General features: G+C 67.5%; 21 protein-coding genes. 13 read left to right on the forward strand and 8 right to left on the reverse strand.

Annotated features, from left to right (window positions below; all coding sequences use genetic code 11):
- Positions 1 to 98: 98 nt before the first annotated feature.
- Positions 99 to 902 (forward strand): hydroxypyruvate isomerase family protein, encoded by an 804-nt coding sequence (locus tag ACGFIF_RS37375; RefSeq protein ID WP_393161242.1) that lies wholly within the window; start codon positions 99 to 101, stop codon positions 900 to 902.
- On the opposite strand, the gene ACGFIF_RS37380 is transcribed toward ACGFIF_RS37375, so the two are convergent.
- A complete protein-coding gene (locus tag ACGFIF_RS37380; RefSeq protein ID WP_393161244.1) occupies positions 899 to 1,813 on the reverse strand; it encodes a LysR family transcriptional regulator in 915 nt (304 codons plus the stop codon). The genes ACGFIF_RS37375 and ACGFIF_RS37380 overlap by 4 nt on opposite strands.
- Positions 1,814 to 1,891: 78 nt before the next feature.
- Here ACGFIF_RS37380 and ACGFIF_RS37385 point away from each other — a divergent pair, with 78 nt between their 5' ends.
- The 3 genes from ACGFIF_RS37385 (at position 1,892) to ACGFIF_RS37395 (ending at position 6,613) form a co-directional block, all read left to right on the forward strand.
- Positions 1,892 to 2,803, forward strand: coding sequence for a DMT family transporter (locus tag ACGFIF_RS37385; RefSeq protein ID WP_393161246.1), 912 nt, complete (start codon positions 1,892 to 1,894; stop codon positions 2,801 to 2,803).
- The gene (locus tag ACGFIF_RS37390; RefSeq protein WP_393161248.1) at positions 2,800 to 3,864 is read left to right on the forward strand and encodes an alpha/beta hydrolase family protein; all 1,065 of its coding nucleotides are present in this window, start codon (positions 2,800 to 2,802) and stop codon (positions 3,862 to 3,864) included. Before ACGFIF_RS37385 ends, ACGFIF_RS37390 begins: the two co-directional genes overlap by 4 nt.
- 67 nt (positions 3,865 to 3,931) lie before the next feature.
- Positions 3,932 to 6,613, forward strand: coding sequence for an AAA family ATPase (locus ACGFIF_RS37395; RefSeq protein WP_393161250.1), 2,682 nt, complete (start codon positions 3,932 to 3,934; stop codon positions 6,611 to 6,613).
- 27 nt (positions 6,614 to 6,640) lie between these two features.
- Here the strand turns inward: ACGFIF_RS37395 and ACGFIF_RS37400 are convergent, their stop codons facing one another.
- From ACGFIF_RS37400 to ACGFIF_RS37415, 4 genes are all read right to left on the reverse strand, one after another.
- Positions 6,641 to 6,970 carry a hypothetical protein gene (locus ACGFIF_RS37400; RefSeq protein ID WP_393161252.1) on the reverse strand — a complete coding sequence of 110 codons (330 nt, stop codon included), beginning with the start codon at positions 6,968 to 6,970 and terminating at the stop codon, positions 6,641 to 6,643.
- A 118-nt stretch (positions 6,971 to 7,088) separates the two neighbouring features.
- A complete protein-coding gene (locus ACGFIF_RS37405) occupies positions 7,089 to 8,012 on the reverse strand; it encodes a methyltransferase domain-containing protein (protein WP_393161254.1) in 924 nt (307 codons plus the stop codon).
- Positions 8,013 to 8,131: 119 nt separating this feature from the next.
- Entirely contained in the window at positions 8,132 to 8,818 is a 687-nt protein-coding gene (locus ACGFIF_RS37410; RefSeq protein WP_393161256.1) for a hypothetical protein, read from the reverse strand.
- Positions 8,815 to 9,204, reverse strand: coding sequence for a hypothetical protein (locus tag ACGFIF_RS37415; protein WP_393161258.1), 390 nt, complete (start codon positions 9,202 to 9,204; stop codon positions 8,815 to 8,817). Before ACGFIF_RS37415 ends, ACGFIF_RS37410 begins: the two co-directional genes overlap by 4 nt.
- Before the next feature lie 146 nt (positions 9,205 to 9,350).
- Between ACGFIF_RS37415 and ACGFIF_RS37420 the strand changes: the two genes are divergently transcribed.
- Positions 9,351 to 11,492: a sensor histidine kinase gene (locus ACGFIF_RS37420; RefSeq protein WP_393161260.1), complete on the forward strand. Its 2,142-nt coding sequence runs from the start codon at positions 9,351 to 9,353 to the stop codon at positions 11,490 to 11,492.
- Positions 11,489 to 12,133 (forward strand): response regulator, encoded by a 645-nt coding sequence (locus ACGFIF_RS37425; RefSeq protein WP_393161262.1) that lies wholly within the window; start codon positions 11,489 to 11,491, stop codon positions 12,131 to 12,133. Before ACGFIF_RS37420 ends, ACGFIF_RS37425 begins: the two co-directional genes overlap by 4 nt.
- 91 nt (positions 12,134 to 12,224) lie before the next feature.
- Here ACGFIF_RS37425 and ACGFIF_RS37430 read toward each other — a convergent pair whose 3' ends face one another.
- Positions 12,225 to 13,220, reverse strand: a complete 996-nt coding sequence (locus ACGFIF_RS37430) for a helix-turn-helix transcriptional regulator (RefSeq protein WP_393161428.1) — start codon at positions 13,218 to 13,220, stop codon at positions 12,225 to 12,227.
- A gap of 54 nt (positions 13,221 to 13,274) precedes the next feature.
- On the opposite strand from ACGFIF_RS37430, the gene ACGFIF_RS37435 reads away from it, so the two are divergent.
- Positions 13,275 to 14,408, forward strand: a complete 1,134-nt coding sequence (locus ACGFIF_RS37435) for an epoxide hydrolase family protein (protein WP_393161264.1) — start codon at positions 13,275 to 13,277, stop codon at positions 14,406 to 14,408.
- Positions 14,409 to 14,481: 73 nt separating this feature from the next.
- Here ACGFIF_RS37435 and ACGFIF_RS37440 read toward each other — a convergent pair whose 3' ends face one another.
- Complete coding sequence (locus ACGFIF_RS37440; RefSeq protein WP_393161266.1) at positions 14,482 to 14,808, reverse strand: hypothetical protein; 327 nt, start codon at positions 14,806 to 14,808, stop codon at positions 14,482 to 14,484.
- Positions 14,809 to 14,882: 74 nt separating this feature from the next.
- On the opposite strand from ACGFIF_RS37440, the gene ACGFIF_RS37445 reads away from it, so the two are divergent.
- The 3 genes from ACGFIF_RS37445 (at position 14,883) to ACGFIF_RS37455 (ending at position 16,546) form a co-directional block, all read left to right on the forward strand.
- Positions 14,883 to 15,236: a hypothetical protein gene (locus ACGFIF_RS37445; protein ID WP_393161268.1), complete on the forward strand. Its 354-nt coding sequence runs from the start codon at positions 14,883 to 14,885 to the stop codon at positions 15,234 to 15,236.
- On the forward strand, positions 15,233 to 15,832 hold the full coding sequence (locus ACGFIF_RS37450) for a hypothetical protein (RefSeq protein WP_393161270.1): 600 nt from the start codon (positions 15,233 to 15,235) through the stop codon (positions 15,830 to 15,832). The genes ACGFIF_RS37445 and ACGFIF_RS37450 overlap by 4 nt, the downstream gene beginning before the upstream one ends.
- 156 nt (positions 15,833 to 15,988) lie before the next feature.
- A complete protein-coding gene (locus ACGFIF_RS37455; protein WP_393161272.1) occupies positions 15,989 to 16,546 on the forward strand; it encodes a CHRD domain-containing protein in 558 nt (185 codons plus the stop codon).
- 39 nt (positions 16,547 to 16,585) lie between these two features.
- Here the strand turns inward: ACGFIF_RS37455 and ACGFIF_RS37460 are convergent, their stop codons facing one another.
- The gene (locus tag ACGFIF_RS37460; protein WP_393161274.1) at positions 16,586 to 17,617 is read right to left on the reverse strand and encodes a helix-turn-helix transcriptional regulator; all 1,032 of its coding nucleotides are present in this window, start codon (positions 17,615 to 17,617) and stop codon (positions 16,586 to 16,588) included.
- Positions 17,618 to 17,778: 161 nt separating this feature from the next.
- On the opposite strand from ACGFIF_RS37460, the gene ACGFIF_RS37465 reads away from it, so the two are divergent.
- From ACGFIF_RS37465 to ACGFIF_RS37475, 3 genes are read left to right on the forward strand one after another with little or no spacing between them, the layout of a single operon-like run.
- Entirely contained in the window at positions 17,779 to 18,561 is a 783-nt protein-coding gene (locus ACGFIF_RS37465) for an ABC transporter ATP-binding protein (protein ID WP_393161276.1), read from the forward strand.
- Positions 18,545 to 19,246, forward strand: a complete 702-nt coding sequence (locus ACGFIF_RS37470) for an ABC transporter ATP-binding protein (RefSeq protein ID WP_393161278.1) — start codon at positions 18,545 to 18,547, stop codon at positions 19,244 to 19,246. The genes ACGFIF_RS37465 and ACGFIF_RS37470 overlap by 17 nt, the downstream gene beginning before the upstream one ends.
- A 22-nt stretch (positions 19,247 to 19,268) precedes the next feature.
- A complete protein-coding gene (locus tag ACGFIF_RS37475) occupies positions 19,269 to 20,525 on the forward strand; it encodes an ABC transporter substrate-binding protein (protein WP_393161280.1) in 1,257 nt (418 codons plus the stop codon).
- The last annotated feature ends 2 nt before the right edge of the window (positions 20,526 to 20,527 follow it).

Below are 20,527 nucleotides of genomic sequence, written 5' to 3' on the forward strand. Positions count from 1 at the left end.
TCGGGGTCGGTGTGCATCGCGCCTCCGGAGTCGGTCGGGTCGTAAGATTGTTAGACAAGTTTGCACGTATAGCAAGAGCTAGTGTTAGCCTTTTTCACATGGAGTACAGAGGGCATCGACTGAGTGTTAACGTCTCGATGCTGTTCACCGAGCTGCCGTATGCCGAGCGGTTCACCGCTGCCGCGGAGGCCGGTTTCACCGTCGTCGAGTCGTGGTGGCCGTTCGCCGTACCCGATCCCTCGCCGGCCGAGATCGACGACTTCGTGCGGATCGTCGAATCAGCTGAGGTTGAGCTCGGCGCGCTGAACTTTTACGGCGGCGACATACCGGCGGGCGAACGCGGCGTCGCCTCGCATCCGGACCGCCAGGACCAACTGGCCGCCAACACCCGAGCGATCGTCGCGATCGCCGAACGCACTGGCTGCCGGCTCTTCAACCTGCTCTACGGCCAACTCGACGATCGCTGGTCATCCGCGGAACAGGCAGCCACAGCAGCCGCAGCGATCCGATCCGCCGCAGAAGCGGTAGCTGGCTTCGGCGGCACCGTGCTGATCGAGCCACTCACCGAAGGATTGAACGGGCGCTATCCGTTGCACACGGCGGACGACGTACTGGCGATCCTCGATGGGCCATTGAAGGACGTGGACAACGTCTCGCTGCTGTTCGACACGTTCCACCTCGGCAGCAACGGAGTCGATCTCGTCAGCACCGCAACGGCGCTCGGCGCGAACATCGCGCACGTACAGCTCGCCGACAGCCCCGGCCGAGGCGAACCAGGCTCAGGCACCTTGCCGATCGACGCGACCCTCGACGCCTTGAAGGCCGCCGGCTACCAGGGGGACGCCGCCTGCGAGTACAAACCGACCACAGAGACGCGCTCCAGCCTGGCCTGGCTGGGCTAATCGTTGCGCGGGCTCTCGTCGGCGGCGACGCGTAAGGCGGCGGCGACCGCGGCCACGGCCGGTGTGCGACTTCGCCGCGTGAGCAGGAAGATCTCTCGGCCGATCTCCCCCTCGGCAGGTAGACGGACCGCGACCCCGGGAGCGCCGTAGCCGAGCACCAAATCCGGAAGCAACGCACCAGCCCCAGTCGTGCGGACCAACTCCAGCAAGATCAGGAAGTCGTCCGAGCTGTAGCGGAGATCGGGTTCGAACCCACCGAACTCCCGGCAGACCCGTACGTGCATCTCGCGGTGCCCGGTGCCGGGCTGACAAGCGGCCCAAGGTACGTCGGCCAATCGCGCGAGCGACACCCGCTCGACCGCAGCCTCCGGATGATCGGCAGGCAACACGACCCGAATGCGTTCGCGCAGCAACCGCTCGCGATCAAGGTCGGCGTGCACGGCCCGCGGTTGTCCGTCGTACTCGTCGCCGACCACGACGTCCAACTGGTGCAACCGCAACGCCGGCGCCGCCTGCTCCACCTCGACCTCGGCGGCCTCGATGCGGATCTCGGGATGGCTCACGGCCAACGCCCGTACCGCCGGAGCCACGATCCGCAGGAACGCGGACTGAAAGGCCGCTACCCGGACCACTCCGGCTGCCCGCCCGGCCGCGATCGTGGCCAGCTCAGCCTCAGCAGCCTCGACCCCTTCCAACAGCGCCGCCGCGTGCCGCACCAAGACCTGACCCGCAGCGGTCAGCCGGACATTGCGACCGATCCTTTCGAGCAACGGCGTACCGGCCTCGCGCTCCAGGACCGACAGCTGCTGAGAGATCGCACTCGGCGTGTACCCGAGCGCCCGCGCGGCGCCATGCACGGTGCCACGACCGTGCACCTCACGCAGCAGGCGCAGCCGGTGCAGATCCAACATCCGTTCAGCATAGCTACACATTGCTATACAAGAACACGCGATAGACCTGAACAGTTGATAGCCGGGACCATCGTTCTCGTGGGACGCCTCTTCTGCTTACTTTCCGCCGCCGGATTCGGGGCGATGGCCGTGTTCGGCAAATTGGCCTACGACGCAGGTGTGTTGGTGGACGCGCTGCTGCTGGTCCGCTTCGGGCTGGCCGGTGGACTGCTGATGACCATCGCATTAGCCCGAGGCGCACTGCGCCAACTCCCCCGCCGGGCCGTGCTGGCCGGGCTAGGTATGGGGGTCTTCGGCTACGCCGCGCAGGCCGGTCTCTACTTCTCCGCGCTGGCCAGAATCGACGCCTCACTGGTCGCGCTGATCCTCTACGTGTACCCGGTGCTGGTCATGGCCGGCGCGATCATGCTCGGCCGAGAGCGAGCGTCGCGACGGCGGGTCTGGGCGCTAGGCATTGCCCTGACCGGCATCGTGCTGGTGCTCAGCGGGGCGACGAGCGGTCGATTCAATTGGCTAGGCGCCCTGCTGGCGTTGGGCGCCGCGCTCACCTACACCGGCTACATCCTGGTCGGCGACCGAGTGACCGCCGACGTGCCCCCGCTCGCGTTGGCTGCGCTCGTCTGCATCGGAGCATTCGGCACGTTCCTAGTCGCCGGGTTCCTGCGAGGCGGCACCGACCTCGGCTTCGCTCCGATCGGCTGGTTGTGGCTGGGAGCGTTGGCTTTGGTCAGCACGGTCGGCGCGATCCTGCTGTTCTTCGCCGGGATGGCGCGGGTCGGCCCATCGGTCGCCTCGATCCTGTCCATCCTCGAGCCGGTGGTGACAGTGGTCGCGGCAGCAGTCGTGTTCGGCGAAACGCTGAGCGTGATCCAGTGGCTCGGCGGCTCGCTGGTGCTGGCAGCCGTACTGATCGTCCAATGGCCGCGCCGTCAATCGTTGTCTGGACTTTCGGTGGGTTCGGCGAAGGCGGCGGCAGACTTGAGGGTATGAACCGGCGGATGGCGTGGGCGGGAGTCGCCGCGCTTGCGATGACGGCTGCGAGCGCCTGTACCTCCGAGGGCGACGCGGCATCCCCCGCGTCAACTCCGAGCGCGACCTCCTCGACCCCCACCACGTCATCCGCTCCGCCGACCACACCGGCGCCCTCGACACCAGCACCGACACCGACCACCACGACTCCTACAGCGGCGCCGCATCCGGTGTCGCTGCAGGCGATGATGACGAAGAAGTACAACGGCGGGAACCTCCGCCTCGGCCGGGTGCTCGCTCGCAACTCCGCCTACACCCGGTACTACGTCACGTACCGGAGCGGCGCGCTGACGATCTCCGGCATCATGAACGTCCCCCGCACGCCCGGCAAGCACCCCGCACTCGTCCTGAACCACGGTCACATCGACCCGGCGATCTACACCAACGGCCGCGGCCTGATGCGTGAGCAGGACTACCTTGCCCGGCGCGGTTACGTTGTCTTACATACCGACTATCGCGGACATGCACAATCGTCTGACGATCCGCGCGAGGGCGTGGACATGCGCCTCGGCTACACCGAGGACGCGATCAACGCCGTACTCGCGCTGCGCACCTCCCCGTCCGTCGACCCGAACCGGATCGGCATGCTCGGCCGGTCGATGGGCGGCGGGGTCACCTACAACGCGATGGTCGCGCAACCCGGGCTGATCAAGGCCGGGGTCGTCTTCGCACCGGTCAGTGCCGACGCCGCGGACAACTTCAACCGCTGGATGCGGAACGACCGTCCGATCGGCGCGACCGTCCTGCGCGCGTACGGCGAACCCGCGCGGAACCCGGCGTTCTGGCGCAACGTGTCGGCGATCAACTTCTTCGACCGGGTCACTGAGCCGATGCTCATCCACCACGGCGAGTCCGACTCGACCTGCCCGATCGCGTGGTCCCGCGAGGCCCTCGCCGCCCTCAAGGCAGCCGGCAAGACCGCCTCGATGTACACCTACCCCGGCGAGGAACACGCCTTCGGCCCCGCCTGGCCGACCTCGATGGCCCGCACCGTCGCGTTCCTCGAGCAGCACGGACTCTGAAGCCGGATCTGCAGCCCGAGAGCGACGTCGCCGTACCACTGTGTGTGTTTGAGCGCATGATGGTGGGGTGGGCACGGAGCTTGTCGGCCGTGATGACGAGCTCGCGACCCTTGGGGGACTTGTCACCGGGCTGTCGACAGAGTCGGCCGCGGTGATCGTCAGGGGTGAGGCGGGTATCGGGAAGACGGCGTTGGTTCGGGTCGTGTTGGACGACGCGAACGCTGCCGGGCTGCGGGTTCTCCGCGGAGCGTGTGCTCCGATGTCGGGGGCAGTCGCGTACGGCGGGTTGGACCCGGCGTTGGCAGTGGTCCGGAGCGTCGCCGGCGGATCGTTCACGTCGTCCGCGGAGGGGCGGGCGCGGGCCGTTGAGGCGATGCTGACGAAGCTGCGTGAGATGGCGCGGGACGGCGCGGTCCTGGCCGTGGAGGACGTGCATTGGGCTGACACATCGACGCTCGACTTCTTGGCTCACCTGTGCCGCAATCTGCCGGAGTCAGGTCTGCTGGTCGTCTTCAGTTGGCGGGACGAGGAGACGGATCCTGGGCGTGAGCGCTGGATCGGTGAGCAGTTGCGCAATCCCGCGATCGTCGACGTGGCTCTGCGCCGGCTCACGCTCGCGGAGACGATCCGGCAGCTGACCGGCTATCCCACCGAGATCGGCGAAGCCGTGCACAGCCAAAGTGCGGGCAATCCGTATCTGAGTGCTGAGCTGGCCCGCGGTGGTGCAAGGCCGTCAGCCTCGTTACGACAGGTTCTAGGCTCCAGGCTGGACGCCGTCGCGCCCACGACTCGCCAGATCGTGGGGATCGCGGCGACGCATGGCCGCGCGCTGACGGACGACGAGCTGCTGGTGGCGGCCGCCGGTGACGCTGAGGCTGTCGCTGAGGCGTACGCGTCCGGGCTCATGGTGCGTGATCCCCCACACGGATGGACCGCTCGCCATCCGGTGCTGGCCGAGGTGGCTGGACAGTATGAACGATCGGGTGACGCGGACCAGGCCTTGGTATGGGCAGTGCGCGCCGCGGAGGCGGCCGAGCAAGGGTTCTCGATCGCCGAGGCCGGGCATTGGTACGCCGTCGCCGCGTCGATGTGGGACAGCGCGAACCACAGGCGGTCAGGGGTACCGCAGAAGCTGGCATTGCTGGATGCAGCCGCCAATCATCTCGGCGCGATCGGACAGGCGGATCGGGCCATGGAACTGTTGGACGGCGAGCTGTCTGCCGACACCGGCGCGGCCGATCTTGTGGTGCGCGCGGCGTTGACGCGCAGCTGGTTAGGCATGGTCCTGGGCACCACCGAGGGCGCGGTGCGCGATGTCGAGCTGGCCGAACAGCTCGCTTCACCCGGGGACGAACTCACCTGGGCGCGTATCCAGGCGCGGCGCGCGATGGTGCTGGGCACCGCACACCGGTGGGACGAGGCACTCGGCCCGGCAAGAACCGCACTCGAGCTCGGAACCAGGTGTGGCGACAGACGAACGGTCGGCACCGCCCATACCTTGTTGGGTCTCGCGGCGGTTCTCTCCGGCGATGTCACGGAGGGACTTGGGCGTTACGAAACAGCGCTGGTGATCGCGCAGCGGCTGGCCGAGCCAGAGGATCTGGCGATGGCAGGCGTCATGCTGACCGACCTCTATTTGCGGCTGGGCGAGGCCGATCAGGCGGCCCGCGTCGGGCACATGGTCCGGAACGCGGTGCATCCACTCATGCTGGGGCGGCATTGGCTCGAAGACGTCATGGATGGCAACGTCGTCTCCGCGCTGTACGAGTCGGGCCGCTGGGACGAGGCGCTGGCGTGGCTGTCCGACCCGTCGGTGCCGTCGGAGCTGGGGTTCTTCCAAGGGGTGTTGGCTCTGGTACGTCTGGCGCGAGGTGACATCACGGCCGCTGAGGAGCTGCAGACCCAGGCGACATCGTTGGCCGAGCGTGACCAACCGCAGTTCGTGGCGTTGTACGGCGAGGTTCAGACACGTCTGCTGCTTCAGACCGGTCGCGCTGACGAGTCTCTGCAGCTGGCGTTGTCGATCGCCGAGAGAGTGCATGTGACCCTCGATCAGGATGAAACGGTCGATCTCCTCCTGGCCGGGCTGGACGCAGCAGCGACTGTCGCTGCGCCAGAGTCTCTCGAACGGCTCGTCTCGTTGCTCAAGGCACCGACCAGCGGTAGGACGGCGGCCGCGGTGGCCGCGATGGTGGAGGGCGAGCGGTCGCGGGCGGCAGGTGTCTTGCGTGTCGAGCCGTGGCTGACCGCGGCGCGCGAGTGGGCCACGCTGGGTCGGCCATTCGACGAGGCTCGCGCGCGGGTACGGGCCGCCGAAGCCCTACTCGAGCGCGGAGCCGGCCCGGAGATCCGGCGCACGGCCGCGGACCAACTGCGTGCTGCGAAGTTGCTTGCGGAACAGCTCGGCGCACTGCCGCTACTCGAGGACATCGACCGCCTTCGGCAACTGGCCAGACTCGATCTCCAGCCAGCCGCCGAACCCCACCACGCGGCCCAGCATGCTCGCGAACCAGAACCGGATGCACCCCTCTGGCCCCCGGTTCTCACCGAACGCGAACAGCAGGTACTCGTCCTGCTCACCGACGGTCTGACCAACCGTGAGATCGGCAAAGCACTGTTCATGAGCCCGAAGACCGCCAGTGTGCACGTCACTCACATCATGGAGAAGTTCGGCGTCCAAAGCCGTGTGCAGGTTGCCGCACTGGCCGCGCGACTCGGACTGGACAAGCGTCCTGCCACGCCGACCTGACCCTCCGGCGGACGCACGTCGTCGGGATCAGGTGGCCCGTTTTTGGCGACGGTGGTACAGCTGGACTGCGCCCAGGGTGAGGCCGGCACCGGCCGCGCCCAGGACGACCCCGATCTGGAGTGCGGCCGTGGCGTTGTCATCGGACGAGTTCGCCGCCGTCGACGCGTTGACCGCAGCCGCCTCATACAGCGGGTCGTCCGCGGGATAGTTGTGGTCCCGCACCGGCGGGTCGTGCGGGACGACTACGGCGGGCGCTGAACTCTCCGCCGGCAGCCCGGCCGCAGCCGTCGCCGCAGCGAGCGGGCTGAGGCAGACTCCGAGCATCGATCCGACGACGACGCACTTCTTGGGGTTCATGGCTTCTCCTTGTGGCGAGTGGTCCTGTCTCACCACGGTCGATCACCACGCCGAACCCCACATCGTGCGAACGCGCATCGATCACGACGGCGATGCCTTAGCCACGGAGCGCAGGTCCTTAGCCGGCCGGTTTTCGCGCGCTCACGGCGTACATCGTGAGGGACAAGTGGAACGCGCCGCGGTCGGCGGCGTCGGCGATTCCCTGAGCGAACGCCTCGGCCTCCGCGCGGGTGATGATCCCGGCCTCGAGGGAGGTCAGGTGCATCATCGAGACGAAACCCTGCCGCGCGCCTTCCTGCGCTTCGATCCAGGTCGCGGCGGTCTCGCCGGTGATCTCCAGGCCGGCGCCGGCGAGCAGGCCGCGCAGCCGGCGACCGGAGTACGGGTTCGCCGAGTCGCCGACGAAGTAGTCGACCATGCGCTTGAGTACGGCGGGATCCGCCGGGTGGATGATCGCGGTCGACCAGTCCGTGTCGATCAACGCGATCCGCCCGCCGGGCCGCAGTACCCGGGCCATGTCCTGCACAGCGCCGGCCGGGTCCGCCACATGTTGCAGCACCCGCTCGCTGCGCAGCGCGTCCACCGACTCCGGCTCGAAGGGCAACGCTCCGGCGTATCCGTCGACGAACTCGACGGTCGCTTCCGCGGCACGGTCCACGGACTCCCCGGTCGCTTCCGCGTCCCCGTCCACGGACTCTACGTTCGTTCCCGCGGCACGCTCCACGGTCGCTTCCGTGGCGCGCCGTACCGCTTCCGCCCGAAGGCCCGCGCTCGGTTCGACACCGATCGCCCGCCCGTGAGCGCCGACCAGCTTGGCGAACCGGACGACGTCCTCGCCGGTCCCCGAGCCGACGTCGACCGCGGTCTCTCCAGCGGCCGGCGCGAGTTGTTCGAGCGCCCACGCCTTCAGGGTCTGTACGGCGGGCCGCTGCGCCATCAGGTCCAGGATCATCGCCAGCTTCGCGGTGTCCTGCGTCTCCGCGTCCGCGAGCTTGAAACTCCCCCGCGACATGTCGATCCCGGACTCGTCCGTCTCCGCCATCCCACTCCCCCTGTCGACGTCGTCGCACTCCCTTGCGATGCGATCGACGGATCGCACTCCCCTAGCGGTGCGATCGAGCGTAGCGCCGGACGAGCCCGGGGCCGACTGTGTTTTGCACCTTAGGGCAACGGTTCCCAGTCGTCGTCGCGCATCCGGAGGATCGCCCACCCCACCGCGGCGAACCCGGCTGCCTGCAGACCCCAGCCGACGAGATCGAGCGTGTGACTGACCAGCACGACCGCGGCGACGAAGTGGATCGGCTGCGAGATCGCGGTCGCGACCGCAGCCCACCGGGGCACGAGGTGCGAGCGCCACATCGCGATCCCGAGCAGGATCGTGCCGATCACATGACCGAGGACGAACGTGACACCGGCGACGTCCATCGACCCGTGCGTGGCCTCGGCGGCCCGGGTGATCGCGGCCGGATCCAGACCCGCCGTACCTGCGGACCAGATGAAGATGTCGCTGGATGCCATCCACGGAAGAGCGAGATACCCCGGTACGACGAGCAGCAGAGCGATCGCGGTAAGCCACGGGGCCCGGCGACGGGTGACCCGGCCGACGGCGTACACGCCGGGGACCAGCGTCAGGATCCCGATGAATCCCAGCCAGAGAACGAGCGAGCCTCGATCGAGATTGCCGACGATCTTCGTGGTGATGGTCGCCGGGTCGTCGACCGTGTCGTACGGGAGGAAGTACCGCAGCAGCGCGATCGCGGCCGGGCCGATCGGCAGGATCAGTGCGGCGAACCACCGCGATACGGGTCGTACGTCGGCTCGCGTCGTACTGGTCATTGTCTGGGTCATCGCACACCTGCCAACTCACGGGACGGCAGCAGCACCGCCACGACTCCGAAGATTGTTGCCGCCACACCGACTCCTGCGGCCGCGACGGCGGCTGTGGGGACGTCGGAGGCGAAGAATGCCGGCACAGCCAGGAGCGCCGAGGCGAGCCGCAGCGTGATGAGCGGCGCCAGCGGCCAGCGTTTGCCTTGCCACGCGAGTCCGACCAGCACCAGGCTCACCAGACCGATGACCGCCGCACCGATCGCGATCTCCATCGGCGGGTGCTCCCCATCGGTCAAGACCGGCGTCAGCAGATCCGCGACCGACACCAGCGCCAGTACAAGCAACCCCACCTTGTTCTTGCCAGACATGTTGTTCTTGTCAGACACATTGGTCTTGTCAGACATGTTTTCCCCTCTCTCAGGGCACCACTGTCTGGCGATCACCCCGTCTGACACCTGGGCACGCACTCCCCCGCCATCAGGCAATCCCCCGACCCGCCCGGGAACCCAATCCCGAGACGCCGGGACATCTCCAGGCGCACACTGCCGGTATGAAGGCCTCAAACCACCCCACCCACCGAGGCCTGGCCGACGGGCCCGGCGGGCCCAGTCGCGCGCCGGCAGGCGGGCCCGGCGAGACCTCCGACCGCCCCCACGGCGGGCTCGCGGACGGACTCGACGAGGCCTCCGACCGGACCGACCCCGGACCGGCGGGCGGGCTCGGCGGCTCCTCGGACCGGAACCGGCGTTGGCTGGCGGGTGGGCTGGGCGGGTTCGTCGCCGCGGAAGTGGTCGCCGCCCTCATCCTCGCTGCGGTGCTGGGGTGGGGCTGGCAGATCCTGGTCGAGGCGTTCGTGGTGACGAACGGGTTGATGGGGCTGACGTTCGGGCTGTGCGGCGCGGTGATCGCGTGGCATCGGCCGAGCAACCCGATCGGCTGGTTGTTCATCGCCGATGGCATCGGACACGCCACGACGGCGGTGACCACGCCGATCGGCCAGCTGATGGGCGACGCGGACGCCCCGATGGTCGCCCAGCGCCTGATCGTCACGCTCTCGATGGCGGCCTGGCCGTGGTCGATCGGCCTGTTCCTTCCGCTGGCGCTCCTGCTGTTCCCGACCGGCAGTCTGCTCTCACCCCGCTGGCGCTGGGCCGCGATCGGCATCATCGCCACCGCACCTCTGTTCGTCCTGGAGATGGCCGGCGATGGCAGCGCACCCGGCGAGGGACTTCCGCCCGGCTACCTGAGCTTCTCGTCGTACGACGCTCTTCAGCCGCTCTGGACGATGACCGAACTCCGCAACCTCGTCGCGTTGCTGCTGGCCATCACCTGTCTGACGATCAGGTACCGCCGGGCTGACGAAGTGGGCCGTCGGCAACTCCTGTGGTTGCTGCTGGCATCCGTCATCGCGATCCTCTTCGTGACCCCGTGGTCCTTCATCGCCGGCACCCCGATCCTGGTTCTGCTGGCGATTCCGTTGATTCCGGTGGCAGTCGCGGTCGCGATCGTGCGCTACCAACTCCTCGACATCCGGCTGGTCGTGTCGCGCGCACTGACCTGGGCCCTGCTGTCATTGGTTGCCGTCGGCGCCTACGCGGCCCTGGCCGCGATCCTGGGTTCGCTGATCTCTTCGCGGGTCGGGCGATCCGCCGCGATCACGGTCCTCATTGCCCTGATCATCGCTCCGATCCTGCCGCGCCTGCAGCAGCTCGTCGATCGCGCCCTGTACGGCGACCGCCGCGACCCTGCTCGCGTCGCGTCCCGTGTGGGCGAGCAACTATCGGCCGGTCTACCCGGTGTCGTCGCCTCCATCCGCTCGGCCCTCCGGTTCCCGTATGTCGCTCTGATTGTCGACAACGCGATCGTCGCCTCGGACGGTTCGCTACCGGTCACCGTCGTACCGCTGGAGCTCGAGTACGGCGGGACCACGGTCGGCGTACTGAACATCGGCCTGAGGTCGGGCGAGTCGGAGTTGTCGTCGACCGACCGCAACGTGATCGGCCTGGTCGCCGTACCGCTAGCCGTCGCCGTCCACGCGACCCGTCTGTCCGCCGAACTGCAGTCGTCCCGCGAGAAGCTGGTCTCGGCCCGCGAGGAGGAACGCCGCCGAATCCGCCGCGACCTGCACGACGGTCTCGGCCCGACACTGACTGGCGTCGCGTTCACCGCCGACGCGGCCGCCAACTTGATATCCACCGACACAGACCAGGCACGCAACCTTCTCAGCACGTTACGCAGTGACACTCGTATGGCAATTGCCGATGTACGACGACTAGTCGACGACCTGCGACCGCCCGCGCTGGACGAACTCGGCCTGGTCGGAGCACTGCGGCAGCGCGCCGACCAGCTGTCGTTCCGGGCGGATGGGGCGTCGATCCAGGTGGAGGTCTCGGCGGACGGGTTGCCGGCGCTGCCCGCGGCTCTGGAGGTCGCGGCGTACCGGATTGCGACCGAGGCGCTCACGAACATTGTCAGACACTCGCACGCGACATACGCCGTACTAGCGTTGCGCTGTGACAAGGACCTGGAGATCGAGGTGACCGACGACGGGCCGCCGAACGGCGAGTGGCGTCCCGGCGTCGGGCTGCACGCGATGCGGGAGCGCGCCGCGGAGCTCGGCGGTCGGTTCGAGGCAGGGCCGTCGCCTAGCGGAGGCGTCGTACGGGCGAGTTTTCCGTTGGAGCACGCATGATTCGCGTGGTGCTGGCCGATGATCATCCGGTCGTACGTGCGGGATTGTCAGCCTTGCTCACATCGCTGCCAGGGATCGAGGTCGTGGGTGTCGCCGCGACCGGCCGCGAGGCGATCCGTGAGGTGGTCACGTCGCGCCCGGATGTCGCCGTACTCGATCTGCAGATGCCCGACCTCGATGGGTTCGCGGCAACGCGCGAGTTGGCGCGATCGGCGCCGGACGTCGCCGTACTGGTGCTGACGATGTTCGAGGACGACGACTCGGTCTTCGCCGCGATGCGCGCCGGCGCGCGCGGCTACCTGGTCAAAGGCGCAGAGCAGGACGAGATCGCCCGGGCCATCCGCGCCGTCGCCGCCGGGGAGGCGATCTTCGGCCCCGGCGTCGCCCGCCGCGTCCTGAGCTTCTTCTCCGCACCTCCGCCCGCGGCCGAGCCGTTCCCTGAGCTCACCACCCGCGAACGCCAGATCCTCGACCTGCTCGCGGCCGGCCTCTCCAATACCGCCATAGCCAACCGCCTCGACCTCGCCGCCAAGACAGTCGCCAACAACGTCTCCACCATCTTCACCAAACTAGGCATCGCCGACCGCGCCACCGCCATCATCCAGGCCCGCAACGCCGGCCTGGGCTCCGAGCAAACCTGAGCTTCCGGAAGAAGAGGTTGCACCTGGCGACGACTTCTTCCCGAGAAGCGCGGAAGCGGGCACGGCGGGGTACTCCGTCGTGCGGAAGCCGTCAGGTGATTGCGCGGAGGTAGCGGTTGCCGATGGTTTTGAGGTGCTGGACGAGTTCCGGCGGGTTGTCGACGTGGAAGTCGAGGCCGAGCATGCCGATGTAGACGGCAACGATCTCGAGGGATTCGGCGCCGGTGACGAGCACGCTGGTCGCGTCGTCGACGGACTCGACCACACCGACCGCGGCATGGATCCGGGACAGGACCTCCTGGGCGGGAGCGAAGACGGTGATGCGGGCGTGGACCTTCCACCCCGTTGTCGCGACATCTCGCAGTACGAAGTCTGTGTAGTCGTCACCCGGCATCGGGCGCGGCTGGTAGCGACGACCTGTTGCCATCCGCAACGACATCCAGTCGACGCGATAGGTGCGCCAGGCGTCGGCCTCGTCGCGCGCGACCAGGTACCAGTACCGCTGCCAGCTCACCAACCGATACGGCTCCACCAGGATGGGCAGATCGGATCCGCTTCCCGATCCCGGACCGCGGAACGGAGCGTCGACAGGTACCGAATAGTCGAAGCGCAGATAGTGCTCGTCTCGGATACAGGCCGCGACCGCAGTCAGCACCGCCGGGTCGATCTCGGGATCCGGCACGTTGGACCCGGTGTTGTCCGGACCCTTCTCCATCGTGCTGTGGATCGCGTTCACCTGTCGCCGGAGCCGATGCGGCAGCACCTGCTCGAGCTTCGTCAACGCCCGCGCACTGCTCTCCGCCATCCCGACCACGCCGGCTCCCGTCCGCAGGCCGACGGCGACCGCCACCGCTTCCTCATCGTCCAAGAGCAACGGCGGCAGCTTGGCACCGACCCCCAGCTGGTAGTGCCCGGCCGGCCCACGGGTCGCGTCGACCGGGTACCCGAGCTCGCGCAGCCGGTCGATGTCGTTCCGGATCGTCCGGGTGGTGACCTCGAGCCGGTCGGCCAGCTCCGCGCCGGTCCAGGCCGGGCGGGTCTGCAGCAGCGCCAGCAGGCTCAGCAACCGCGACGAAGTCTCGAGCAAATTCATCTCCTAAATAGGAATCTAGTGTTCCTATAAGGATTCTACTGTGAAGCCATGAGCACAAACGAGAGCATCCGGCCCTTCACCGTCGACATCGCCCAGGCTGACCTGGACGATCTGCTCGCCCGCCTCGCGCGGACGCGGCTGCCCGAACCCGTTCCCGGCGACAACTGGGACTACGGCACCCCGAACCACTACCTCCGCGAGATGGTCGACCACTGGCAGCACGGGTTCGACTGGCGGGCGCAGGAAAAGCGGATGAACGAGTTCCCGCACTACCTGACCGAGATCGACGGCCAGACCGTCCACTTCATCCACGTCCCGTCGGCGGTCGAGGGTGCGACGCCGCTGCTGCTGACCCACTCCTACCCGGGGTCGTTCGTCGACTTCCTCGACATGATCGGCCCGCTGACCGATCCGGTCGCGTACGGCGGCTCGGCCGAGGACGCGTTCTCCGTCGTCGTACCGTCCATCCCCGGTTTCGGTTTCAGTACGCCGCTGGTCGACCGCGGCTGGACGATGGCCCGGGTGGCTCGCACCTTCGACACCTTGATGCGCCGGCTCGGCTACTCGTCGTACGGCACTCATGGCTCCGACGCCGGCGCGCTGGTCGGGCGGGAGCTCGGCATCCTGAACCCCGAGGGCTTCCTGGGACTGCACGTACTTCAACTGTTCTCGTTCCCGTCGGGCGATCCGGCCGAGTTCGAGAAGTTCACGCCGGCGGACTACGCGGCGCTGGAGCACCTGCAGTGGTTCCAGTCGGTCGGCGGATACAACCAGATCAACGCGACCCGCCCGCAGACCGTCTCCGTCGGCATCTCCGACTCGCCGGTCGGCCAGCTCGCCTGGAACGAACTGTTCAACAGCTTCGGCAACGGAACCAGCCTGGTCACGCAGGACCAGATCCTGACCGAGGTGTCGCTGTACTGGTTCACCAACAGCTCCGCCGCGGCCGGTCGCTACCACTACGAAGAGGCCCATTCCGGCACCGAACCGGTCCAGAACCACGCCCCGACCGGCGTCGCCGTGTTCGCCGACGACTTCAAGACGATCCGCCCGCTGGCCGAGCGCGACAACACCAACATCGTCCACTGGTCCAACTTCGAAACCGGCGGCCACTACGCGTCGCTGGAGCGCCCGGAGGAACTCACCGCCGACCTCCGCAAGTTCTTCGCCAGCCTGCGCTGACCACCCGCTGGAACAGCCCGGGGCCACTACGGCTCCGGGCTTCCGGCTGTGCGCGAGGCCCTCGACGGTTGAGCTAGTGCTTGGTCAGGAACGCTTTCAGCGATTTCTCGTCGAACGACGGTTTGTCCACCTCGATCGACTCGTCGCCCACGGTCAGCCTGACTGTCCCCGGACCATGACGCCGGCAAATCCAATGCCGCAGTACGGCGACCAACCCGGGAATCGTGCCATCCGGCCCGCTCAGCGCAACCGCCGTCGCCGGCTCGTCCCCGATCCCCGCCTGAGTCATGAACTCCTGCTCAGCCAGCTCCTTCCGCAACTGCCGAACAGCCTTCCCCACCCGCTCGGCATCAAGCTCAGCCCCCAACACCCGAACCTCAACCCAACGCCCTTCACCCATCCCCCCAGGCTACTCAGAACACCCCTGTGGATAACTCCCGCCGCGCGAGGCGCCCCGCTCCTAAGCTGTTGCCCATGGATCCCGAAACCGAGTACCTGCTCCCCGGTGGCGACCGTGTCTGGGTGCTCACCACCGCGGAAGCCTCGAAACACCTGTCCAACCTCTTGAACCTGTTCCGCTCCGGCGCGACCGAGCCGCTGATCTTCGGTGATGCCGGCCAGCCTGAGGGCGTCGTCATTCCGTTCGAGGTCTGGCGCGCCCTCGAAGCCGCCGCCACTGACGAGGAGGGCTTCGACTCCAGCTACTCGGTCCTCCGCCACCGCCTCGCAAACCCCCAGCCGTCAATCCCCATCGAAGAAGTCGCCGATGAGCTCGGCTTGGACCTCAGCGAGCCCGTCGACGACTCCGACCTGCCCAAGCCGCAATGACGCAGTACCGCCTCCTCATTCACCGGGAGGTGCTGCAACAACTGGCCGTACTCAAGCGAGCAGCCGCGACTCAAACACCCGGTGGCCTGCGCCGCCGCGAACTCGAGGCCCTCGAGCTTGGGCTTCGCGCTCTCGCGCATGGTCAGGAAGAACTCTTCGCCGGCAAACGACTCGGCTTCGGCAAGTACGACCTCAGCGACTGTGCAGAGATCAAGCTCCCAGTGATCCCGGAGGCCCGGCGCAACCACGAACTCGGCCCCTCCCACCGCCTGCTGTACCGGGAGTTCGAGGCCGAGGACGGCGGCCTGCCCTACCGCGAGATCGTCGCGTTCGAACCACGCAAGAATGACCGCCCGTTCGACGTCGCCGCAGCCCGCCTCGGTCGCGCCCGCGGCACCAGGATCCAAACCTTGGCCGGCGTGGCCGTCACTTCCCACGCCGCTCCGATCCGCCAGGCCCTGCCACCCGACATCCGCGACGCCATCGCCGCCACATCCGGCGTCGGCCGCGCCTCCGGAGCCGTCAGGCCACCTGAGCCCGCCGAGCAGTCACGGACTCACCCGCGCCGCGACGGTCCGCCCGGTCGAGAATTCTGATCCATCTCACTGGTGAGCGGCGTGTGAACTCCAGGGTGTCGGGTGCGGATGGGCCGAAAGCGTGCTGTGACTGAACCGTTGCGGGCTCGGCATCGTTCATTGGGGTGTGACGGCGATCACAGACTCTTCGTCGCGCCTCGATGAGGGAGGGAATACATGGTGGCAAGGAGAGCACGGCTATTCGCAGCGGCCATTGCGATCGGGTTGGCGGCCACGGCGACAGGCAGTGTGGCGACCGCGGGCCGGGAAGACTCGGGCAGTTCGCCGACCACGGTGCGCGAGCAGTTGACCGGCTACGAGGAGGACCCGGCTCCGATCTCGACGAACGGCTCGGGGCGGTTCCAGGCCCACATCGACGACCGGAACAAGCAGATCACCTATCGGCTGACCTACAGCGCGTTGGAGGGCACGGTCCAGCAGGCGCACATCCACTTCGGCGGGAAGGCGCAGAGCGGCGGGATCAGCGTGTTCCTCTGCACCAACCTGGGCAACGGCCCCGCCGGAACCCAACTGTGCCCCGCGGCACCAGCGACCGTGACCGGCACAATCAGGGCCGCCGATGTCATCGGTCCGGTCGGCCAGAGCCTGCTCGCCGGCCAGTACGACGACTTCGTCAAGGCCCTGCGGAACGGCACGACGTACGTCAACGTCCACAGCTCCGCCTTCCCCGGCGGTGAGATCAGGGCCCAACTAGGCCACGACCACCACAACTGACGCAGCCATCAAGGGCGGGCCGAACCGGCCCGCCCTGCTCTATCCAAACCTCCGCGCCGCCCGGTGAAACCGATCGCCAACGTCCCGGGCCGCCGCGGCCAGCTCCGGCGCGTCCAGGACCTCGAAGTCCGCGTCCAGCAGCCCCAACCACAGCGCCAACTGATGAGGGTCGTCGGAGCCCATCTCGACGATGCACGTGTCCTCGTCGACTACGTCTGGCTCGATCGGAATCGGCATCCGGTTCTGCACGTACGCCGCCGAGGCGAACACCTTCACCCGGGCCCGGTACTGCCACGACGCCTCACCGACAGAGCGCCGTACAAACTCAGCAACGTCCTCCTCGGGCAACTCCCGAGGTGTGAACCGCGGCCCATTCGGCGTCTTCAACCGCATCCGATCGACCCGGAACGTCCGCCACGCCTCACGATCGTTGTCCCAAGCAACCAAATACCAGCGCCTCCCCCACGCCACCAACCGATGCGGCTCAACCGCCCGCGGCGGCTGCATCTCGTCGCCGACCGGACGATCCACCTCCGCGGTCGGCTCGTCGCTGCCTTCCTGCCGACTCCCCCAAACCCCGCCGCCCCCGCCGGCGTAGTCGAACCGCAAACCCTCCCGATCCCGAACCGCTCCCGCGATCGCCGTCAACACCTCAGCATCAACCCGACCCCCACCCCCACCCACCGCAACCGTCGCCCCCGCCAACGTCCGAACCCGATGTCGCAACCGCGACGGCAGCACCTGCTCCAACTTCACCAACGCCCGAACCGATGTCTCCTCGATCCCCGCAATCCCGCCCGCGGCCGCCGACCTCAACCCCACCGCAACAGCCACCGCCTCATCGTCATCCAGCAACAACGGCGGCAACTCCCCACCAGCCCCCAGCCGATACCCACCCGCCACCCCGGGCCGAGCCTCGACCGGATACCCCAACCCCCGCAGCCGCTCCACATCAGTCCTGAGCGTCCGAGTCGACACGCCCAGCCGCTCGGCAAGGTCGGCCCCCGACCAATCCCGCCGTACCTGCAGCAACGACAACAAGCGCAACAACCGCGCCGACGTCTCCAACATCCCGTCATCGTCCCACCGATAGCGGAAGACGGACTTCCGCAATAGCCGGCTTCGACCCCGTCACCTGCAGGCTCGACCTGTGCGGCCGCCACACCTATCGGGCGAGCAGTGTGTCTCCCTACGACATGGAACAGCGTTCGCGCTGCACCTAACTTCCAGCCATGGATCCAAGCAACGCGCCCGGACGCGATTCCGGGGCGGTGATCGAGACCACCGGACTGAGCAAGAGCTTCCGCGGCTTCACCGCCGTCGACCAGGTCGACCTCACCGTCTCGGAAGGTGACGTGCACGCGCTGGTCGGGCCGAACGGCGCGGGCAAAACGACGCTGTTCAACCTGCTGACCGGCTTCCTCAAGCCGAGCGCCGGGCAGATCAGGCTCGATGGCCGGGACATCACCGGCTCGTCCCCCGAACGGATCGCGCGGCTGGGTGTGGCCCGCTCGTTCCAGATCACGAACCTGTTCGAGCAGTTGACGCTGCAGCAGCACGTCGAGCTTGCGCTGATGGGTACGACGAAGCTCGGCCACCGGTTCTGGGTGTCCGACCGGGTGCTGGCCAGGTTCGCGGACCGCGCGGGCGAACTCCTCGACGAGGTCGGGCTCGCCAGGCAGCGCGACGTACCGGCTGGAACTCTCGCGTACGGGCAGAAGCGCGCACTCGAGCTTGCCCTCGCACTCGCTCTCGATCCCGCTGTGCTGCTGCTCGACGAGCCGACGGCCGGCATGGGGATGGAGGACGTCGAGCGAACGGTTGAGCTCGTCAAGCGGATCCGCGCGAACCGCACGGTCGTCCTCGTCGAGCACAACATGAGCGTCGTCGCTGGCCTCGCCGACCGGGTCACGGTGCTGCAATTCGGCCGGATCCTGACCGAGGGCACGTACGACGAAGTACGCAACGACCCGCGGGTGATCGAGGCGTACCTGGGTGGTGAGTCCGCTGCTTAGCGTGCAGGGCGTCAACGCGTCGTACGGCGAAGCGCAGGTACTGCGGAACGTATCGCTCGACGTGGCAGCGGGTGAGGTGGTCACCCTGGTCGGCCGCAACGGCGCCGGGAAGACGACCCTGCTCCGATGCCTGATGGGACTGCACCGGCCGACCTCGGGAACCATCACCCTCGACGGCACGGACATCACCGGCCTGCCGGCTCACCGACGTACCCGTCGAGGTCTCGGACTCGTCCCGGACGACCGTGGGATCTTCGCCAGTCTGAGCGTCGAGGAGAACCTCAGGCTGCCACCCGGCGTCAGCGACAGCGCTTGGTCGATGGACCGCGTGTACGAGTCGTTCCCGGTGCTGAAGGAACGCCGCAAGTTCCCTGGTACGAAGCTTTCCGGCGGCGAGCAGCAGATGCTCGCCATCGCCCGCGTATTGCGGATGGGTGCTCGGCTGCTGCTGTGCGACGAGCCGACCGAAGGTCTTTCGCCGGTGCTCGTGCACCAGATCGGCGACATCCTGCGCGACGTCAAGGCGGCCGGGGTGACGGTACTGCTCGTCGAGCAGAACGTCCGGTTCGCGTCAACCGTTGCCGACCGCCACTACCTGCTCGCCCAAGGCCGGGTCGCGCAGACGCTGGACAACACCGAGGTCAAGGAACGCGAGCACGAGTTGCTCGAATACCTCGGAATCTAACGCACCATCGGAGGAGAAGGACATGCGACGAAACCTCATCCCGGCGATCTCGACCCTGGCCGTCGTCTCGCTGCTGGCAGCCTGTGGCGGCGGGGCGGGCGGCCCATCCGGTGGCGGCGGGAAGGTCAGTGACGACAAGATCGTGCTGGGCGTCATCAACGACCAGACCGGCATCTACAGCGAGCTGTCCGGCCCGAACGCGGTCAAGGCGGTGCAGATGGCGATCGACGACTTCAAGGCCAAGCACGGCGACGACGCCGTCAGCAAGAACATCGAGGTGGTCGTCGCCGACCACCAGAACAAGCCCGAGATCGCGAACACCAAGGCGCAGGAGATGTACGACCGGCAGAAGGCCGACGCCATCTTCGACGTACCGACGTCGTCCGCGGCGCTGGCGGTCGCAGGACAAGCGCTGGCGAAGAAGAAGCTCTACTTCAACGTCACCGCGGCGACAACCGAGCTGACCGGTGGCAAGTGCAACAAGTACACATTCCACTATGCCTACGACACGTACATGCTAGCCAATGGCACAGGTACGACAGTGACCGAAGCCGGCGCGAAGAACTGGTACATCGTCTACCCGGACTACGCGTTCGGGCAGGACATGGAGAAGAGCTTCTCCACCGCCGTCGAGAAGGCCGGTGGCAAGGTCGTCGGCAAGAAGTCGTCGGAGTTCCCGAACACCAGCGGCGACTTCTCGTCCCAGCTGCTCCAGGCACCGGCCGCCAACCCCGACGTACTCGGCGCCATGCACGCCGGCGGTGAACTGGTGAACCTGGTGAAGCAGTACAACCAGTTCAAACTGAAAGACAAAGGTGTCGGTCTGTCTGTCGGTCTGATGTTCATCACTGACATCCACTCACTCGGACCAGACGCACTGGCGGGGACGCGCTTCACCGATGCCTGGTACTGGAACTTCGACGAGCAGAACCGCGAGTGGGCCGACAAGTTCAAGGAGAAGACCGGCTCCCGGCCGTCGTTCGCGCACGCCGGCAACTACTCGGCCGCGATGAACTACCTCGAAGCCGTCCAGGCCGCCGGCACCGACGCGTCAGACGACGTGGTGAAGAACCTGGAAGGCAAGGAGATCAACGACTTCTTCCTGCGCAACGGCAAGATCCGGGCCGAGGACCACCGCGTCATCCACGACGCCTACCTCGCCGAGGTGAAGCCGAAGAGCGACGTCAAGGAGGAGTACGACTACGAGAAGATCGTGACCACCATTCCCGCGGACAAGGCGTTCAAGCCGGTGTCCGAGACCACCTGCAAGATGGGGTAGGG

This window comes from Kribbella sp. NPDC049174 (genome assembly GCF_043197365.1).
Taxonomy (GTDB): domain Bacteria; phylum Actinomycetota; class Actinomycetes; order Propionibacteriales; family Kribbellaceae; genus Kribbella.

Bases quoted from the DNA above. Each gene is read 5' to 3' on its own strand.
- ACGFIF_RS37375 (WP_393161242.1), top strand. From the start codon at position 99: ATGGAGTACAGAGGGCATCGACTGAGTGTTAACGTCTCGATGCTGTTC.
- ACGFIF_RS37380 (WP_393161244.1), bottom strand. From the start codon at position 1,813: ATGTTGGATCTGCACCGGCTGCGCCTGCTGCGTGAGGTGCACGGTCGT.
- ACGFIF_RS37390 (WP_393161248.1), top strand. From the start codon at position 2,800: ATGAACCGGCGGATGGCGTGGGCGGGAGTCGCCGCGCTTGCGATGACG.
- ACGFIF_RS37400 (WP_393161252.1), bottom strand. From the start codon at position 6,970: ATGAACCCCAAGAAGTGCGTCGTCGTCGGATCGATGCTCGGAGTCTGC.
- ACGFIF_RS37405 (WP_393161254.1), bottom strand. From the start codon at position 8,012: ATGGCGGAGACGGACGAGTCCGGGATCGACATGTCGCGGGGGAGTTTC.
- ACGFIF_RS37410 (WP_393161256.1), bottom strand. From the start codon at position 8,818: ATGACCCAGACAATGACCAGTACGACGCGAGCCGACGTACGACCCGTA.
- ACGFIF_RS37415 (WP_393161258.1), bottom strand. From the start codon at position 9,204: ATGTCTGACAAGACCAATGTGTCTGACAAGAACAACATGTCTGGCAAG.
- ACGFIF_RS37420 (WP_393161260.1), top strand. From the start codon at position 9,351: ATGAAGGCCTCAAACCACCCCACCCACCGAGGCCTGGCCGACGGGCCC.
- ACGFIF_RS37425 (WP_393161262.1), top strand. From the start codon at position 11,489: ATGATTCGCGTGGTGCTGGCCGATGATCATCCGGTCGTACGTGCGGGA.
- ACGFIF_RS37435 (WP_393161264.1), top strand. From the start codon at position 13,275: ATGAGCACAAACGAGAGCATCCGGCCCTTCACCGTCGACATCGCCCAG.
- ACGFIF_RS37440 (WP_393161266.1), bottom strand. From the start codon at position 14,808: ATGGGTGAAGGGCGTTGGGTTGAGGTTCGGGTGTTGGGGGCTGAGCTT.
- ACGFIF_RS37445 (WP_393161268.1), top strand. From the start codon at position 14,883: ATGGATCCCGAAACCGAGTACCTGCTCCCCGGTGGCGACCGTGTCTGG.
- ACGFIF_RS37450 (WP_393161270.1), top strand. From the start codon at position 15,233: ATGACGCAGTACCGCCTCCTCATTCACCGGGAGGTGCTGCAACAACTG.
- ACGFIF_RS37455 (WP_393161272.1), top strand. From the start codon at position 15,989: ATGGTGGCAAGGAGAGCACGGCTATTCGCAGCGGCCATTGCGATCGGG.
- ACGFIF_RS37460 (WP_393161274.1), bottom strand. From the start codon at position 17,617: ATGTTGGAGACGTCGGCGCGGTTGTTGCGCTTGTTGTCGTTGCTGCAG.
- ACGFIF_RS37465 (WP_393161276.1), top strand. From the start codon at position 17,779: ATGGATCCAAGCAACGCGCCCGGACGCGATTCCGGGGCGGTGATCGAG.
- ACGFIF_RS37475 (WP_393161280.1), top strand. From the start codon at position 19,269: ATGCGACGAAACCTCATCCCGGCGATCTCGACCCTGGCCGTCGTCTCG.